The organism is Yersinia sp. 1652 StPb PI (assembly GCF_041538345.1).
Taxonomy (GTDB): domain Bacteria; phylum Pseudomonadota; class Gammaproteobacteria; order Enterobacterales; family Enterobacteriaceae; genus Yersinia; species Yersinia enterocolitica_E.
In genome coordinates, this window is record NZ_JAULSM010000001.1 from 414,465 (window position 1) to 429,911 (window position 15,447).

Consider the following 15,447-nt stretch of genomic DNA (forward strand, 5'->3'; position numbering starts at 1 on the left):
TTGATGAAAATTTGATATCTGAGGGCGTGATTGTTGCAGTCAGTTTGCATGCGGACAGCGCACAGAAACCGGAGCGTATACCATGACCTTATAAATCATGGCTACGTGAGGATTTTATTCGCTACGCTCCCCCTACGGGCCGCCCTTAAGGGCGTTCAAAATGTATGCATTTTGTGAGCACTGCCCAAATGTAAAATGGCAAATAAAATAGCCCTTTTAATAATATATTTAGTAAGCAATAACCACTTTACCCTGCATATGCCCGCCTGCAACTTGCGCGTGGGCGGCATGCAGGTTTTCCACTGTCAGGCCGTGCAGTGTTTCGCTTAAGGTGCCTGGCAGTTTGCCCTCATCCACCAACTGGCTTACCTGTTTTAAAATTTGCCCTTGTTGGGCGATATCCGGGGTAGAGAACATACTGCGGGTGAACATAAATTCCCAATGCAGGGCGGCACTTTTTAGTTTTAACTGATTCTGATCCAACGGTTTTTCATTCTCAACGATGGTACAGATTTGCCCCAATGGTGCGATGAGCTCACTGATGGCGGGCCAGTGGCCGTCGGTGTCATTCAGGCAAAGAATATAATCAACTTTATCAATACCTTCTTCTGCCAGCTCAGCTTTCAGATGGTGATAATCAACGGTTAAGTCCGCTCCACGTTCACGACACCAGGCGGCTGATGCTGGCCGTGATGCTGTGGCTATCACTTTTAGCGGGCTACGTAATGCCGCCAGAGGAATAGCTAATGAGCCAACCCCGCCCGCTCCCCCGATGATCAATAAACTTTGTCCGGCACTGGCGTGCTGAATTTTTAGATGTTCAAACAGCGCTTCCCATGCAGTTATTGCGGTTAATGGCAATGCAGCGGCCTGCGCCCAGTTGAATGAGCGGGGTTTGTGGGCCACGATGCGAGCATCAACCAACTGTTGGTTAGCATTGCTACCGGGGCGGGTGATATCGCCGGCATACCACACTTCATCACCTGCACGGAACTCGGTGACGTTCGCACCGACGCTGATGACCACTCCAGCGGCATCCCAACCCAGAATTCGCGGCTGTTGCAGGCCATTCTTCTTCAGGCCAGCATGTACTTTGGTATCAACCGGATTGATGGATGCGGCTTTAACCTCAACCAGCAAATCAAACGGACCGGGAGTGAGTGAGTCCAGAGCGACTTCAATAAAATCGGTGGGTTGTTGCGGGTTCACGGCAATGGCTTTAACTGACATGGTAATACTCCTGTTTAGCGTATGGATTGAGTCTAGACCTTCTTGGTGGTGGTGATAAGATGGACAATCACTAACGCAGTGTTCGTCTAAGATAAACAATCATGTTTAAACAACTTCAGGATATGGCGCTGTTTGCACGAGTCGCGGAGTGTGGCAGCTTTACCCGCGCCGCTGAAATGGCGGGTTTGCCGAAATCCAGTGTCAGCCAGCGCATCAGTCAATTAGAACAAAACTTAGGTATCCGTTTACTCAATCGAACCACCCGTCAGCTGAACCTGACCTTTGCCGGTGAGCGCTATCTGGTGCATTGTCAGGAGATGCTACAAGCCGCAGAGCGCGCTGATCTGGCGCTGCAACGCCTGAAGGATAACCCCAGTGGCCGCTTGCGCATCTCAACTCCGGCAGGGCTGGGCGCGACTTTACTGGCGCGGTTGGCAACAGATTTCCAGCGGCAATACCCGGATGTGCTGTTGGAGGTGTTAGTCTCGGACACCATGGTAGACTTGGTTGAAGAAGGCTTTGATGTGGCATTGCGCACCGGTAAGCCACAGGACTCGTCACTGATTGGCCGCCGATTGGGCTATGCGCCACGCTATCTGTTGGCGTCACCCACCTATCTGGCACAGCATCCGCCACTCACTCATCCAAGGCAACTGGATACTCACCGCTGCATTGCCCACCGTGCCTGGCAGGCGCTGATTTTACGCCGTGAAGATGAGTTTTACCGCTGGCAGGTACCTGCGCTACATGTCACTGATAATCTACTGTATGCCCGTGAATGTGCCCTGGCAGGTGGTGGTATCACCCTATTACCGGCATTTTTAAGCCGTGAAGTGGTGGCAAACCGTCAATTAGTGGAAGTGTTACCACAATGGCAGGCTGAAGGTAATGAGCTGTATCTGGTGTATCCGAGTCGTAAGTTGAACTCACCGGCGCTGAGCTGTTTTATTGATGTGGTGATAGGTCATCCGGTGTTTGAAGACTATGTGCAGGGACTGGCAACGTCCTGAAAGATGTGGAGCCAGGCTCCACATCGGGCGAGCTATGCCAAATAGAACACTTCTCGTAGTGCCTGGCTTACCGGGCTGTTATCAGGGTTGGCTGGCATCACATCGGCCATATGTTGCCACCAGCGCTGGCAAATGGCGGTTTGGGCCACGGCATTCCAGCGCTCTTCTGATTCAATTTCGACAAAACCAAATAGCAAATTGCGCGTGTCATCGAGAAAAATTGAATAGTGGTGAGCGCCATGGGCTTTCAGTACCGCTTCCAGTTCTGGCCAGATGGGTGAGTGCCGCCGCTGATATTCTGCATGGGCATCAGGGTTAACCTGCATTACAAAGGCTTTGCGTATCATGATATTACTCCGATCAAAGTGCCTGTAAGTACAGTGCGCGGACTTGATCTCTGTCCGCAGTACGTGGGTTACAAGGAGCACAAGGATCCGCCAGCGCTTTATCTAACCAGCCTTCGATATCACTTTCCTGAATACCTAATGCTGAAAATCCGGCAGGAATGCCAACACGTTGTGACAACTGCCGAATGGCGCTTATCGCTTGATGGCTGGCTTGCTCATCAGTCAACTGCTGAGTATTTACCCCCATGGCTTGTGCTATGCGGGCAAAACGGCTGACTGCCTGTGGGCGGTTATACTCTTCAATGATTGGCAGTAAAATAGCATTGCACACCCCGTGTGGAAGGTTATGGGTAGCACCTGGTTGATGGGCCAGTGCATGCACTAAACCTAGCCCGGCGCTGTTAAATGCCATCCCCGCCAGATACTGGCCGCACGCCATCATTTCACGTGCGTGCAGATTCTTACCGTCATCGACTGCCAGAGGCAGCCATTGGCTGATCAGGCGAATAGATTCAAGCGCTGAATGGTCGGTTAGGGTGTGTGCGCCCAGCGATACATACGCTTCGATAGCGTGGGTGAGGGCATCCATTCCGGTCGCAGCAGTCACACTGGCGGGAATATTCAACATGACAGCGGGATCATCGACGGCGATATCAGGAATAATATTGGTGTCGATAATGACTTCTTTTACTTGCCGCTGGCTATCAATAATCACTGCATTACTGGTCAGTTCTGCGGCTGTTCCGGCGGTGGTATTGATGGCGACCAGAGGGACGCCGCTCTGTTTTACTTTGCCGACACCGGAATACGCCGTGGATGGCCCCGGATTGGCGGTCAAAATTTTAACGGCTTTGGCTGTATCGATTGGGCTACCGCCACCAAAAGCTATCAGATAGTCACACTGATGCTGCCTGAAAGCAGTGAATCCTGCCTGTACTAACGTTTCGGTAGGGTTAGGAAATACCTCGCCAAACAAGGCATAAGGTAGCTGATGCTGCTGCATCGCAGCGAACAGACCGTCGAGTAGGCCGAGCTCGACCAATTGCCCATCAGTGACAATCAGGGCTTTGCCCCACTGTTTATCACCGAGTAATTTAACCATATCCTCGATTGCACCTGTGCCGTGCAAGCTGATTTTTGGTAGTGCCAACATAAAGCTCATGCTGTGCTCCTCAAAGAAAGCAGACCAGATAATGACCAGCCCCGACCTGAACCGGAGCGTTGGTCGAAGGGGTTAAACGTCCAGTGCAGCGGCTAATGGGGTCACGTCAAAACGAGCCGCGAGTGCTATCAGTTGTTCACGAGAAATGGTTTGCTGCTTGCCACCCATAGACAGGACTTTCACCATGATTTCGGCGGATTTCTCGGCGGTATCAATCAGACCAAAGGCATCATCCAGTGTTGGCCCACTGCCGAAAATACCGTGGAATGGCCACAGCACTAGGCTGTGTTCACGCATCTGCTCGGCGGTTTGGCTACCAATACCGTCGGTTCCCGGCACCATCCATGGCACGATGCCGATACCGTCGGGGAACACCACCAGGCACTCGGTGCTGCCCTCCCATAACAATCGAGTGAAGCTGGCATTTTCCAGTTTTTGTACATAACTCAGAGCAATCAGATTGGTGGCATGGCAATGCATGATCACTCGGTTGCTGCCAGCACTGACTTGCATGCGAACAATATGAGATTGGAAGTGCGCGGCAAGCTCTGAGGTTGGCAGCCCCCCTTGGGGCAGGCCCCAGTGAATGTGATAAGCCATACCATCATTGCTGACTTGCAGTAGTACCAGATTGTCTTCTGGGTTTAACTCAACATTGCGGAAAAATTTGCCAGAACCGGTGACTAAGAACCAACTGTTCGCCAGTTCGGGGGCGGGTTGAGTGAGTTCTACGTTACGTGGTTGCGCTGCGAAATTACCACGATAGGGTTCAACCTCTTCAGCCAGTAAGCGCAGGCTGATATTGCCACCGTTACGTTCATCCCACCCTTTGCGCCACATATCGCTGGTGGCTTTAATCATTCCCTGAATAAACCAGGAAGATTGAATAGCTTGCATAATCATGAGTCCTTAACGTTGGCTGAGAGTCTGTTGTTCGTAATCACGTACTGCATTGAGCCAGCGGGCATCGACTGGCACATCGTTGCGCTGACAATACCCTTCCCAGATGGCTTGCCATGGCAGGGATTTCTGTTCTTCCAGCAGCGCCAGGCGTGCGGTGTAGTCACCGCGCAGTTCCAATTGGCGTAGCATCTCGGTCGGTTCCAATAAGGCGCGCAGCAAGGCTTTCTTCATGTTGCGAGTGCCAATGACCCAGGCGGCGATACGGTTGATGGAGGCATCAAAGAAGTCGAGACCGATATGTACCCTGTCGAACAGGTCGTGGCGGATAATTTCGCTGGCGATAGCCTGTGTTTCATCATCGAGCAAGACCACATGGTCGCTGTCCCAACGCACCGGGCGGCTGACATGCAGTAGCAGGCGCGGAACATACAACATGGCGCTAGAGATCTTGTCGGAAATCACTTCAGTCGGGTGGAAGTGACCGGCGTCCAGACACAGTGCGGTCTGGCGGCTGGCGGCATATCCCATGTAAAACTCGTTAGAGCCGACGGTGTAGCTTTCAGCCCCAATACCAAACAATTTGCTTTCGACGGCATCAATGTGATGGTTTGGGTTTAACTTTTCACTGATAACCTCATCCAGTGCTGATAGCAGCCGTTGGCGGGGTGCCAAACGGTCGATGGGGGTATCCTTCATGCCATCGGGGATCCAGATATTCATCACCGATGGTGTCCCTAGTTGCTCACCAAAATAGGCAGAGACCCGGCGGCTGGCCTGACAATGTTCAATCCAGAATTGGCGAATTTCAGGGTTGGCATGAGACAGGGTAAAACCATCGGCACTCAGTGGATGAGAGAAGCAGGATGGGTTGAAGTCCAATCCCAGATGATGTTTTTTAGCCCACTCAACCCAGCGGCTAAAGTGGCGTGGCTCAATTTTATTACGAGCCACGGGGGTATCCGATTCGAGATAAATTGCATGTAAATTTAGTCGTTTAGGGCCGGGAATCAATGTTAGGGCCAGCTCGAGGTCAGAACGTAACTCAGCAGCATTACGCGCTTTACCGGGGTAGTTACCGGTGGCCTGAATCCCGCCGGTCAGTACGCCATCCGGGTTTTCAAAACCGGTGACGTCATCACCTTGCCAGCAATGCATGGAGACCGGCAGGATATCGAGGCGGGCAAGTGCGGCATCAACATCCACGCCGACGGCGGCAAATCGCTGTTTAGCCAGGCTCCAGGCCTGTTCAATAGAGTTCGTCATATGCAAAGTTCCTTAGGTAATTGACTCAGTGACTGGAATTGCGGCCAATGGGCTGCAAAGTCAGTATTGTCGTGAGGGGATAAAGGGGGGAGTGGGAAGTTATTCGCCACGATACGGCGGTAGTGAGCAACATCGCTCACCTCTCCCAGTGCAATTAATTGGCTGCCAATATTGCCCAGTGTCGAGGCTTCAACCGGCCCCATGGTGACATTCAGGCCACAGGCATCAGCACAGAGCTGATTAAGGAATTGGTTTTGGCAGCCGCCACCGACGATATGCAAATGGCTGATTGGACGCCCGCGTAACTCTGCCAGTTCTTGGGCAACTTGCCGGTACAACATGGCGAGGCTATCAAAGATACAACGAGCCAGTTGGGCTGCGGTGGTGGGGATTGGCATGCCATATTCGCGGCAGGCGTTCTGAATCTCGCCGCACATATTGGCTGGATTGATAAAGCGGCTGTCATTGGGGTTAATCAGCGAGCGGCAAGCTGGTTGGCGTGCCGCCTGTTCGATCAACTGCGGCAGGTCTTTAATCTGCAACTCATCAGTGGCCCGTTGCAGTAACCACAAACCCATAATATTTTTCAGTACCCGATAGCGGCCTTCAGCGCCACCTTCATTGGTGATATTGCTGGCCAGCGCCTGCCGATGGGTTATGGGGGTGAGGCTTTCAAACCCCATCAATGACCAGGTACCGGAGCTAAGATAGGCAGCATTCGCATCAATCAATGGTGCGGCAAGCACCGCGCTGGCAGTATCGTGGCTGGCAACGGCAATGACCGGCACCTGCTGGCCGCTGGCGCCTGGCCAATAGCCGATGGTATTGCCGGGTTTAGTGGGTTTGGCAAACCAATGGGCCGGTACGCCGGCATAGGCTAATAGATCGCTATCCCAATCATTGGTTTCAATATTAAGTAACTGGGTGGTAGTGGCATTGGTGTATTCCCAGTTAAGCTGGCCAGTAAGACGATAGTGCAAATAGTCCGGGATCAGTAACAGATGGGCGACATCGGCCAACAAATACGGTTGCTGTTCGCTTAATGCCCGTAATTGATACAAGGTATTGAACGGTAAAAATTGAATACCGGTACGGCGATAAATGGCACTGCTTCCCAGCGTTTGTTGCGCTTGCTCCATCACACCCTGCGTACGACTGTCGCGGTAGGAGACTGGCTGTCCGACTCGTTTCCCTTGCTTATCAAGTAAAACAAAATCAACACCCCAGCTATCAATGCCAATGCTGTCGAGCTGAATCCCTTCGCTATCGAGCTGATTCAGGCCCTGACGGATTGATTGTTCAATAGCATCGATATCCCAGACATCGGTACCATCAATGGATTTAATCTGATTAGCAAAGCGGCAAACTTCTCGCAGCTCAAGTTGCTGTTGGCTGGGATGATAACTCGCCAGCATCACGCGCCCGCTGGATGCGCCAAGGTCAATGGCGACTATGTGCCGCGGGCTGATAGATGGTGTCACTGCTGATTGTGTGGGCATGATTAGTGGCCTGTCATTTCTCAATGCCCACAGTGTAGAAACTTGCCTTACCTACCACCTTCTCATCACTGCCAGCCCCTATGGCTTGCTGGCAAAATGACGAAAGTGAAAGTGAAACAGCTCACAGTTTCGTATTTAAACAGGGCATCGCTCGCCTGTGACCCTGCGCATACTTTTCAACATTGCTGCACTTATCTAAAAAAAATCACCGCCAAAGTCGCTTTTAACGTCAAAAATTGAAGGTTTCATTACCGCTGCTGCTTTTACTATCGAGAGCTGAAGCAGGGCGATTTCGCCATGCCTGTTGAAAGAGGGCAAAAGATGACTGTCTTGCACAGTATTGATTTTTTCTCTTCAAGTTCTGCATCGGTTGCAATTGAAGCCCGGGCGCCACAACCAGTATTTCCAGAGCATCATCATGATTTTTATGAAATTATTATTGTTGAGCAGGGGGCCGGGGTTCATGTGTTTAATGGCAACCCCTACACCTTAAGCGGAGGGTGTGTTTGTTTTGTCCGTGACCATGATAGTCACCTGTTTGAGTCAACCGACGGTTTGTTCCTCACCAACGTCTTATTCCGTGCGCCCGATGCTTTTCGTTTCTTGTCTGGCGTAGAACATTTTCTGCCACGTGAAACTGAAGGGGTTTACCCCTCTCATTGGCGGATTAATGGACAGGTTTTACAGCAAGTAAAACACTTGATTCGCTGCCTTGAGCACTCGCCTCACAGTGAGCAAGCTGAAGATATTGCACTACATGAAAGTGTGTTTATGCAGTTGTTGGTACAACTGTGGCAAGGGTGTCGGGCGCAGGTGGGTGAGGATCAGGAAGGGCGGTTATGCCAATTATTAGACTGGCTACAGAACCACTACAGTGAGGTAATTGAGTGGCCGGAACTGGCTGATCGCTTTGCTTTACCATTACGCACCCTCCATCGGCAGTTAAAAAACCAGACCGGCATGACCCCACAACGTTATCTGACGCGTTTGCGTTTGCTACAGGCGCGTCATCAATTGTGTTACAGCGACAATAGCGTTACCGAGATTGCCTACCAATGTGGTTTCGGTGACAGCAATCATTTTTCAACGCTGTTTAAGCGGGAGTTTTCTCAGTCTCCCCGTGATTTGCGCCGTCAACTGTAGTGCAACCCGTGGAGGCGTGAATAGCATCACGGTAAAAATTGGTAGTTTCATGATAATGAGCTGCTTATTAATTGACCTGTAAATATAGGGCGATAAACATGCGGATACCACTGCGGTTAGAAAGCCGGGATTATTTGCCATCGGAGCAGATGCCGGTGGCGGTAACCAACCGATACCCGCAGGAAGTCTTCGCAGAGCATACCCATCAATTCTGCGAGATTGTGATTGTCTGGCGGGGTAACGGGTTACATGTCCTAAATGATCATCCTTACCGCATTACCTGTGGCGACGTTTTTTATATTCAAGCCACAGATCATCATAGCTACGAATCCGTGCATGACTTGGTATTAGATAACATTATTTATTGCCCGGAACGGTTACACCTAAATGCACAGTGGCATAAGTTATTACCTCTATTTGGGCATGAGCAGAATCAAGGATACTGGCGGTTAACCACGCAGGGCATGGCACAGGCTCGGCCGATTATTCATCAGTTGGCACAGGAGTCACGTAAAACAGATTCCTGGTCGATACAACTGACGGAGGCGCTATTATTGCAACTCGCCATCGTACTAAAACGCCATCGCTACCGAGCTGAACAGGCACATCTATTGCCCGATGGTGAACAGCTAGATCTCGTGATGTCTGCCGTACAACAAAGCCTGGCAACGCATTTTGATATGGCGGAGTTCTGCCATAAAAATCAGTTGGTTGAACGTTCACTTAAACAACTGTTTCGCCAACAGACCGGAATGAGTATCAGCCATTATTTACGCCAAATTCGCCTTTGTCATGCCAAATGTTTGCTGCGGGGAAGTGAGCATCGCATCAGTGATATTGCTGCGCGTTGCGGGTTTGAGGACAGTAATTATTTCTCTGCCGTTTTTACGCGTGAAGCTGGCATGACACCACGCGACTATCGCCAGCGTTTTGTTCGAGCACCGTTATTCGCGGGTAAGAATAGGCGGGAAGCAGAACAGCCGCAGGGTACGACCATCATTTAACGATGCCAATTGGCGAGGACGTTGCTTAACGTCACCCGCCAATACCATTTTATCTTTAGTTTTGCGATTATGCTGCCATACCCAAACCGACTATATTTGCTGCCAGAATGATCACCAGACAACCAATACACAGCACCGTCACTGGTTTCTTGCTAGAGCATTTCCACTCTTTGAGTAACAGACCCACAATACCACCACACAACACATAGAAGCTCATGTGCAGCATCCAGCTCATATAGTCATACTGTGGTGGGATTTTGGCGTGACCCCAGGCATAGAAGAAGAATTGCAGATACCACATCAATCCCCCCAAGGCTGAGAACAAAATATTAGTGATCAACAGCGGCTTGGCGATAGAAAAATCGGCTTTGACCGACAAATTCTTGAGGCTGGCTAAACGAATAAAACAGTAACTCAGGTTGATGATGGCCCCACCGCCCATGATGATGACGTAACTTGGCAACGCCACATACAGAGGGTTAATCCCTAATGCGCTGGCGGCTTCATGCATCGGTTTCGCGGCATCCATGGCAAATGACATACCGGCTGAGAAAATACCGCACATCACCGCCAGAATAAGCCCTTTCTTCAGGTTGAACTCTTCCGCCTGAATGCCCATGGCGCGTTCTTTCAGTAATCCAGCGTAACTGACAATAGCTACCCCGATCAGTGCCACGACGACGCCCAGCAGGGTCATTTGGCCGCCAGCAGTGCCGAGCAGTACATCAAAGCGCCCTTGCAGTATGGGGGTCATTAATGTGCCGATAATCAGGGTGATACCGATGGCAATCCCAATCCCCATCGACATGCCGAGGTAACGCATGGTCAGGCCGTAGTTGATATTACCAATCCCCCACATGGCACCGAACAGAAATACTGGCAGTAGGGTTGCTATACTGAAGGAGCCGTAATATTGCCAAAAATCAGGCAATAACAAATAGCTGACCGTCCAGGGTAGGATAAGCCATGACACTAGGCCACCAATCGACCACATGGTCTCCCATGACCACTTTTTAACTTGCTTAAACGGCGCGTAGAAACACGCCGCACTGGCAGCGCCCACCAGATGCCAAATTATCCCCAATATAATCGCATTGTTCATCTTATTATCCTTCGTTGTGATGGTGCGGGTAGGCGCAGAACCAGAAGGGCGCATAAACCGCTGATGACGAAGGAGTCTAAATAGTGTGCAGTCTTGTCACCTTCGGCTGACTGCCTTAGGACAAGGAATACTGGCAAAATTCAGTGGGTAAGAATGATAACGATCACAGAATGGAATTCTGGTGGTTGGCAGCTTGTTGGGGGGAGAGAGTCGCTGGAGTATTCGGCTCATTTGATGAGCCGAATAGCGGCTTTAATCGGCTCACGTGATGAGCCGATGTCATATTACTTGGTCATCTTCTTATACTTGATACGGTGTGGTTCCAGTGCTTCGGCACCCAGAGTGCGTTTCTTCCACTCTTCGTATTCAGTAAAGTTACCTTCGAAGAACGCCACTTTGCCCTCATCCTGATAGTCGATGATATGGGTAGCAATTCGGTCAAGGAACCAACGGTCATGGGAAATAACCATCGCGCAACCCGGGAATTCCAGTAAGGCGTTTTCCAGTGCGCGCAGCGTTTCGATATCCAGATCGTTAGTCGGTTCATCGAGCAGCAACATGTTACCGCCAACCTGTAGCAGTTTGGCCAAATGGATACGGCCGCGCTCACCACCGGACAGCTCACCCACACGCTTGCCCTGATCAATCCCTTTAAAGTTAAAGCGGCCTACATAAGCACGGCTTGGAATTTCAAAGTTACCGATCTTCATGATGTCCTGACCGCCGGAGACTTCTTCCCATACGGTTTTGCTGTCGTCCATGTTGTCACGGAACTGATCAACCGATGCCAATTGCACGGTATCGCCCAGTGAAATCGTGCCGGAATCAGGTTGTTCCTGCCCAGATAACATGCGGAACAGGGTTGATTTACCGGCCCCGTTTGGCCCGATGATCCCCACTATCGCCCCTTTCGGCAGCGCAAAGGTCAGATCATCAATCAGCAGACGGTCACCGTAAGACTTGCTCAGGTGCTCAACTTCCAGCACTTTGTCGCCCAACCGTGGACCCGGCGGAATGAACAATTCACTGGTTTCATTACGTTTTTGATACTCAACGCTGTTAAGTTCTTCAAAGCGGGCCAGACGTGCTTTACCTTTCGCCTGACGGCCTTTTGGATTCTGGCGAACCCATTCCAGCTCTTTCTCAATAGACTTGCGACGTGCGGCTTCGGAAGAGGCTTCCAGTGCCAGACGAGCATCTTTCTGCTCCAGCCATGAGGAGTAATTGCCTTCCCACGGAATACCTTCGCCACGGTCCAGTTCCAGAATCCAACCCGCCACATTATCAAGGAAGTAACGGTCATGGGTAATGGCGACAACAGTGCCCTCATAGTCGTGCAAGAAGCGCTCCAGCCAAGCCACGGATTCGGCATCCAAGTGGTTAGTTGGTTCATCCAGCAACAACATATCGGGTTTTTCCAGCAGCAGGCGGCAAATTGCCACGCGACGACGTTCACCACCGGACAGATTGGCAATTTTGGCCTCCCACGGTGGCAGGCGCAGAGCATCGGCAGCACGCTCTAACTGGTTATCCAGGTTATGGCCATCATGAGACTGGATAATCGCTTCCAGCTCGCCTTGTTCCTTCGCCAGCTTATCAAAATCAGCATCAGGATCAGCGTACAGTGCATAAACCTCATCCAGACGGGTCAGCGCGCGTTTAACGTCACCCACCGCCTCTTCAACCGACTCACGCACGGTTTGCTCAAGATTTAGCTTAGGTTCCTGCGGCAGGTAACCAATTTTGATACCAGGCTGCGGGCGGGCTTCGCCTTCAATATCAGTGTCAATGCCAGCCATGATACGCAGTAGGGTAGATTTACCCGAGCCGTTAAGGCCCAGCACACCAATTTTGGCCCCAGGGAAGAAACTCAAGGAGATGTTTTTCAGAATATGTCGTTTCGGCGGAACTACTTTGCCGACGCGATGCATGGAATAGACGTATTGAGCCACGTTGCGTCTGCCTCTCTAGATCAGTTTTTATTAGGATATCTGGTGCGGAGTGTAGCCCGTTTTACTATACCCGTCATCTTTCAAGTCGCAGGTGTGTTCGCTGCTGTTGCTAACCCGAATCACTTACTTATTGTAAGCTCATCGGGATTACCTCCTTTGCTGCCTTCCTGCGGCTCGAAATCTATAGGGTATATGTTGGTGGCATCTTTCAAGTCGCAGGTGTGTTCGCTGCTGTCGCTAACTCGAATCACTTAAGTGATTCGGTGAGAGTCGTTTTATATCTCCCTGTAGCACTCGTTGGGAACGCAAAAAGGTTAGGGTGCGGTGACTATCATGGCCACCCGGCGGTTTTCTGCCCGCCCTTTAGGGGTACGGTTATCGGCGACCGGCTCTAACTTACCGCGGCCTCGTACCTCAATATTGGCTCGCGGAATACCTATGGTTGCCAGTGCATCCGCTACCGCAGAGGCACGTTGCAGCGATAACTGTTGGTTATACTCATCTTTACCGATGGAATCAGTATGCCCATCAACCCGCAGATGAGTAATGCCCACACTCGATAGCGCACGGCCAATGTTTTGTACTGTCTGCCCGCCAGACGGATTCAATTTTTTCACGTCACTATCGAATAACACTTTGTTTGCCAGACCAAATTCCCAGCCATTTTCAGTTAATTTAAATCCTTGTTCCTGTAAGGCTGCAATCTGCTCGGGTGTTAATCCTGGTGGTTTGGTTGCCTGACACCCCGCCAATATCAATAAACTCATGGCGAAAAAACTCATCCAGATATGGCTTATCAGACTGTTGTTTTTCAATCCCTGCATGTCACCTATCCTAAGCTTTCAGTAAGAGTAATATCCGATTGGTAGGCAATGACGCTGCCACCGAACTGGAAACGTTTCTTTGCTTGATACATGGCTTCGTCGGCCCGTTGTAATAGCTCTTCGGGGGTCAGCGCATGATCAGGGTAAATCGCAATACCGATGCTGATAGAGGCGGTTATCTCACTACCATCTACCAAATCAATAGGTTGATTCATACTGTCGATAATATTATTAGCGATGGTAACAACATCATCGGTGTCGTGGATCGGTGCCAGTAATACGGCGAATTCATCGCCGCCCAAACGTGCCACCAAATCGGTTTCACGTAACAGTGCGCGGATACGATCGGCAATCGCGGTCAGCACCAGATCTCCCGCTGCATGACCATAGTTATCATTGATTTCTTTGAAGTGATCACCATCAATAAATAACACGGCCAGTTGTTCATCATCGGCGCAATCACTCAACGTGCGGCTTAGTCGGCCCTCAAAGAAAGCACGGTTAGCCAATCCAGTCAGGCTATCATGGGCAGCACGGTGTGCAAGGAAGTCATTTTCCTGCGTTAAATGGGCTTGCCAAACCTCGAGCTCATCAAGTAATCCATTGAAGTCATTACTTAATTCGTTAAGTTCGACAATTTTTGCTGACGGCACTCGCTGACCAAAACTGCGGTGGCGGCTAACACTATGAGCAACTTCGGTGATTTTGTTCAACGACTCGATAATGCCAAACAGCATCCGGCGCGACAGGAATAGTGCCACTAACGTGCTGAGAATTAGGCAGACGAATAAGCCCACCAACCCTTGCAACAGAAAACGTAGCAGACTACCACCATGGCCAACAATCACGATGCTGCCGACTTCATTACCGGCATGCATCATGGGGAGTACCACCGGCTCAGGCAAAGCCCAACGGGCGACTTTTTGTTCCATATCATACATTGGACTATCTTTTGGTAGCGTCCAGTTAGCTATTTCTCGGCCATTCACATCGAGAATTTTAGCTTGGGCAACTTCTTCATTTGCCGCAATCAAGGACAGCGCCTCGTTAGCGGCCACGCTATCACCAAACACCACGGCAGCTTCAGTGGTGTAACTGATTGAACGGGCAATTAAATGTAGGTTATGGTCGGCATACACCCGCAAGGCAAACAGTGCCGCCAGTGTGAGAAAAATACCTGCCGTTGCGACCGAGACCAATGCCACCGTCAGATGTATACGACCGAGTACCCGTCCCAGAGTGGGGAGCTTCGCGATGTTTGGACGATTTTTTGTCTGTTTGACTGACTTATTCTGTGTTGAATTCATAATGCGTCTGTCTTTTTACGCGCAAGTTGCAACACACTGGGATGAACCTTTACCCCACCGCGTGCCAATGCATCCATATTGACCTTGAAAGAAGCCTGCTTACCTTCCAGTAACAAACAAAATGCACTGCCAAATGTACATTCGTCATAATCTTCACTGATGGTAAGAATCGGATATCCCGACAGTCGGGCTGTCAACTCCTGACGCTGTTGTCGCTCGGTACGCCCCAGATAAACGACATCGCAATTAGTTGCAATCGAGCTATCCGAGAGGGAATAGCGCTGAGTTTTAATGGGATGTGTGGTTTCCATAAACGCGGGATTAAACAGCTCTTCTGCATAGATTGTCGGGGCTACCACACACAAGCGCGTTACGACGGGGGCCACGGGCCAGCGTGCATAGCTGATAATACCCAACACCATTTTGGTGGCGGCATTACTGCGTTCATGGATAAGGGCTTCATTGATGTTATCCGCAGCCATTGATGGTAAGGGGGCAAGTAAGCCAGAGAGAAGTAATAAAATAGAAGCACAGGCCCGCCAGACACGCCATAGCGTCATTAGTTTTAGCGGATAGTCGCGTTCATAATTGCTGACGCCGTTAATTGCGCAAGTTGCGGTGTTCATTTTTGCGCTTCCTGTAGGGCGGCATGGTTCACATGTTCATTGCAGCGATCGCATAATAAATCGCCGCCATTCTAT

General features: G+C 50.6%; 15 protein-coding genes. 4 read left to right on the forward strand and 11 right to left on the reverse strand.

From position 1 onward, the window contains the following. Positions 1-228: 228 nt before the first annotated feature. Entirely contained in the window at positions 229-1,230 is a 1,002-nt protein-coding gene (locus Q2T71_RS01940; protein WP_372557952.1) for a zinc-binding alcohol dehydrogenase family protein, read from the reverse strand. Positions 1,231-1,331: 101 nt separating this feature from the next. On the opposite strand from Q2T71_RS01940, the gene Q2T71_RS01945 reads away from it, so the two are divergent. After that, positions 1,332-2,240, forward strand: coding sequence for a LysR family transcriptional regulator (locus tag Q2T71_RS01945; RefSeq protein WP_372557953.1), 909 nt, complete (start codon positions 1,332-1,334; stop codon positions 2,238-2,240). Between the two features lie 32 nt (positions 2,241-2,272). Here Q2T71_RS01945 and rhaM read toward each other — a convergent pair whose 3' ends face one another. The 5 genes from rhaM to rhaB form a co-directional block, all read right to left on the reverse strand. Further along, complete coding sequence (gene rhaM / locus Q2T71_RS01950) at positions 2,273-2,587, reverse strand: L-rhamnose mutarotase (RefSeq protein ID WP_083160673.1); 315 nt, start codon at positions 2,585-2,587, stop codon at positions 2,273-2,275. A gap of 13 nt (positions 2,588-2,600) precedes the next feature. Beyond that, positions 2,601-3,749 carry a lactaldehyde reductase gene (gene fucO / locus Q2T71_RS01955; RefSeq protein ID WP_372557954.1) on the reverse strand — a complete coding sequence of 383 codons (1,149 nt, stop codon included), beginning with the start codon at positions 3,747-3,749 and terminating at the stop codon, positions 2,601-2,603. Between the two features lie 72 nt (positions 3,750-3,821). Continuing rightward, a complete protein-coding gene (gene rhaD / locus Q2T71_RS01960; RefSeq protein ID WP_372557955.1) occupies positions 3,822-4,646 on the reverse strand; it encodes a rhamnulose-1-phosphate aldolase in 825 nt (274 codons plus the stop codon). Positions 4,647-4,658: 12 nt separating this feature from the next. After that, positions 4,659-5,915, reverse strand: coding sequence for an L-rhamnose isomerase (locus tag Q2T71_RS01965; RefSeq protein ID WP_372557956.1), 1,257 nt, complete (start codon positions 5,913-5,915; stop codon positions 4,659-4,661). Continuing rightward, on the reverse strand, positions 5,912-7,369 hold the full coding sequence (gene rhaB / locus Q2T71_RS01970; RefSeq protein WP_372559817.1) for a rhamnulokinase: 1,458 nt from the start codon (positions 7,367-7,369) through the stop codon (positions 5,912-5,914). The genes Q2T71_RS01965 and rhaB overlap by 4 nt, the downstream gene beginning before the upstream one ends. On the opposite strand from rhaB, the gene Q2T71_RS01975 reads away from it, so the two are divergent. The 3 genes from Q2T71_RS01975 to rhaR all read left to right on the forward strand — a co-directional run bounded on the left by Q2T71_RS01975 (position 7,359) and on the right by rhaR (position 9,561). Further along, the gene (locus tag Q2T71_RS01975; RefSeq protein WP_372557957.1) at positions 7,359-7,514 is read left to right on the forward strand and encodes a phosphoribosylaminoimidazole synthetase; all 156 of its coding nucleotides are present in this window, start codon (positions 7,359-7,361) and stop codon (positions 7,512-7,514) included. The two genes, rhaB and Q2T71_RS01975, sit on opposite strands and share 11 nt — an antisense overlap. 221 nt (positions 7,515-7,735) lie before the next feature. Further along, entirely contained in the window at positions 7,736-8,557 is an 822-nt protein-coding gene (rhaS, locus tag Q2T71_RS01980) for an HTH-type transcriptional activator RhaS (protein ID WP_372559818.1), read from the forward strand. Positions 8,558-8,655: 98 nt separating this feature from the next. Beyond that, positions 8,656-9,561, forward strand: coding sequence for an HTH-type transcriptional activator RhaR (rhaR, locus tag Q2T71_RS01985; RefSeq protein ID WP_083160663.1), 906 nt, complete (start codon positions 8,656-8,658; stop codon positions 9,559-9,561). A 67-nt stretch (positions 9,562-9,628) separates the two neighbouring features. Here rhaR and rhaT read toward each other — a convergent pair whose 3' ends face one another. The 5 genes from rhaT to Q2T71_RS02010 all read right to left on the reverse strand — a co-directional run bounded on the left by rhaT (position 9,629) and on the right by Q2T71_RS02010 (position 15,372). Then, positions 9,629-10,663, reverse strand: a complete 1,035-nt coding sequence (gene rhaT, locus Q2T71_RS01990; protein ID WP_372557958.1) for an L-rhamnose/proton symporter RhaT — start codon at positions 10,661-10,663, stop codon at positions 9,629-9,631. Between the two features lie 284 nt (positions 10,664-10,947). Then, a complete protein-coding gene (gene ettA, locus Q2T71_RS01995; RefSeq protein ID WP_083160659.1) occupies positions 10,948-12,615 on the reverse strand; it encodes an energy-dependent translational throttle protein EttA in 1,668 nt (555 codons plus the stop codon). A 314-nt stretch (positions 12,616-12,929) separates the two neighbouring features. After that, positions 12,930-13,439: an OmpA family protein gene (locus Q2T71_RS02000; RefSeq protein WP_372557959.1), complete on the reverse strand. Its 510-nt coding sequence runs from the start codon at positions 13,437-13,439 to the stop codon at positions 12,930-12,932. A 5-nt stretch (positions 13,440-13,444) separates the two neighbouring features. Beyond that, a complete protein-coding gene (locus Q2T71_RS02005) occupies positions 13,445-14,746 on the reverse strand; it encodes a diguanylate cyclase domain-containing protein (protein ID WP_372557960.1) in 1,302 nt (433 codons plus the stop codon). Next, the gene (locus Q2T71_RS02010) at positions 14,743-15,372 is read right to left on the reverse strand and encodes a YfiR family protein (RefSeq protein WP_372557961.1); all 630 of its coding nucleotides are present in this window, start codon (positions 15,370-15,372) and stop codon (positions 14,743-14,745) included. The genes Q2T71_RS02005 and Q2T71_RS02010 overlap by 4 nt, the downstream gene beginning before the upstream one ends. Positions 15,373-15,447: the final 75 nt, after the last annotated feature.

Excerpts from the sequence above, each read along its gene's own strand:
- Q2T71_RS01940 (WP_372557952.1), bottom strand. The coding sequence starts at position 1,230 with ATGTCAGTTAAAGCCATTGCCGTGAACCCGCAACAACCCACCGATTTT.
- Q2T71_RS01945 (WP_372557953.1), top strand. The coding sequence starts at position 1,332 with ATGTTTAAACAACTTCAGGATATGGCGCTGTTTGCACGAGTCGCGGAG.
- rhaM (WP_083160673.1), bottom strand. The coding sequence starts at position 2,587 with ATGATACGCAAAGCCTTTGTAATGCAGGTTAACCCTGATGCCCATGCA.
- fucO (WP_372557954.1), bottom strand. The coding sequence starts at position 3,749 with ATGAGCTTTATGTTGGCACTACCAAAAATCAGCTTGCACGGCACAGGT.
- rhaD (WP_372557955.1), bottom strand. The coding sequence starts at position 4,646 with ATGCAAGCTATTCAATCTTCCTGGTTTATTCAGGGAATGATTAAAGCC.
- Q2T71_RS01965 (WP_372557956.1), bottom strand. The coding sequence starts at position 5,915 with ATGACGAACTCTATTGAACAGGCCTGGAGCCTGGCTAAACAGCGATTT.
- Q2T71_RS01975 (WP_372557957.1), top strand. The coding sequence starts at position 7,359 with ATGGCGACTATGTGCCGCGGGCTGATAGATGGTGTCACTGCTGATTGT.
- rhaS (WP_372559818.1), top strand. The coding sequence starts at position 7,736 with ATGACTGTCTTGCACAGTATTGATTTTTTCTCTTCAAGTTCTGCATCG.
- rhaR (WP_083160663.1), top strand. The coding sequence starts at position 8,656 with ATGCGGATACCACTGCGGTTAGAAAGCCGGGATTATTTGCCATCGGAG.
- rhaT (WP_372557958.1), bottom strand. The coding sequence starts at position 10,663 with ATGAACAATGCGATTATATTGGGGATAATTTGGCATCTGGTGGGCGCT.
- Q2T71_RS02000 (WP_372557959.1), bottom strand. The coding sequence starts at position 13,439 with ATGCAGGGATTGAAAAACAACAGTCTGATAAGCCATATCTGGATGAGT.
- Q2T71_RS02005 (WP_372557960.1), bottom strand. The coding sequence starts at position 14,746 with ATGAATTCAACACAGAATAAGTCAGTCAAACAGACAAAAAATCGTCCA.
- Q2T71_RS02010 (WP_372557961.1), bottom strand. The coding sequence starts at position 15,372 with ATGAACACCGCAACTTGCGCAATTAACGGCGTCAGCAATTATGAACGC.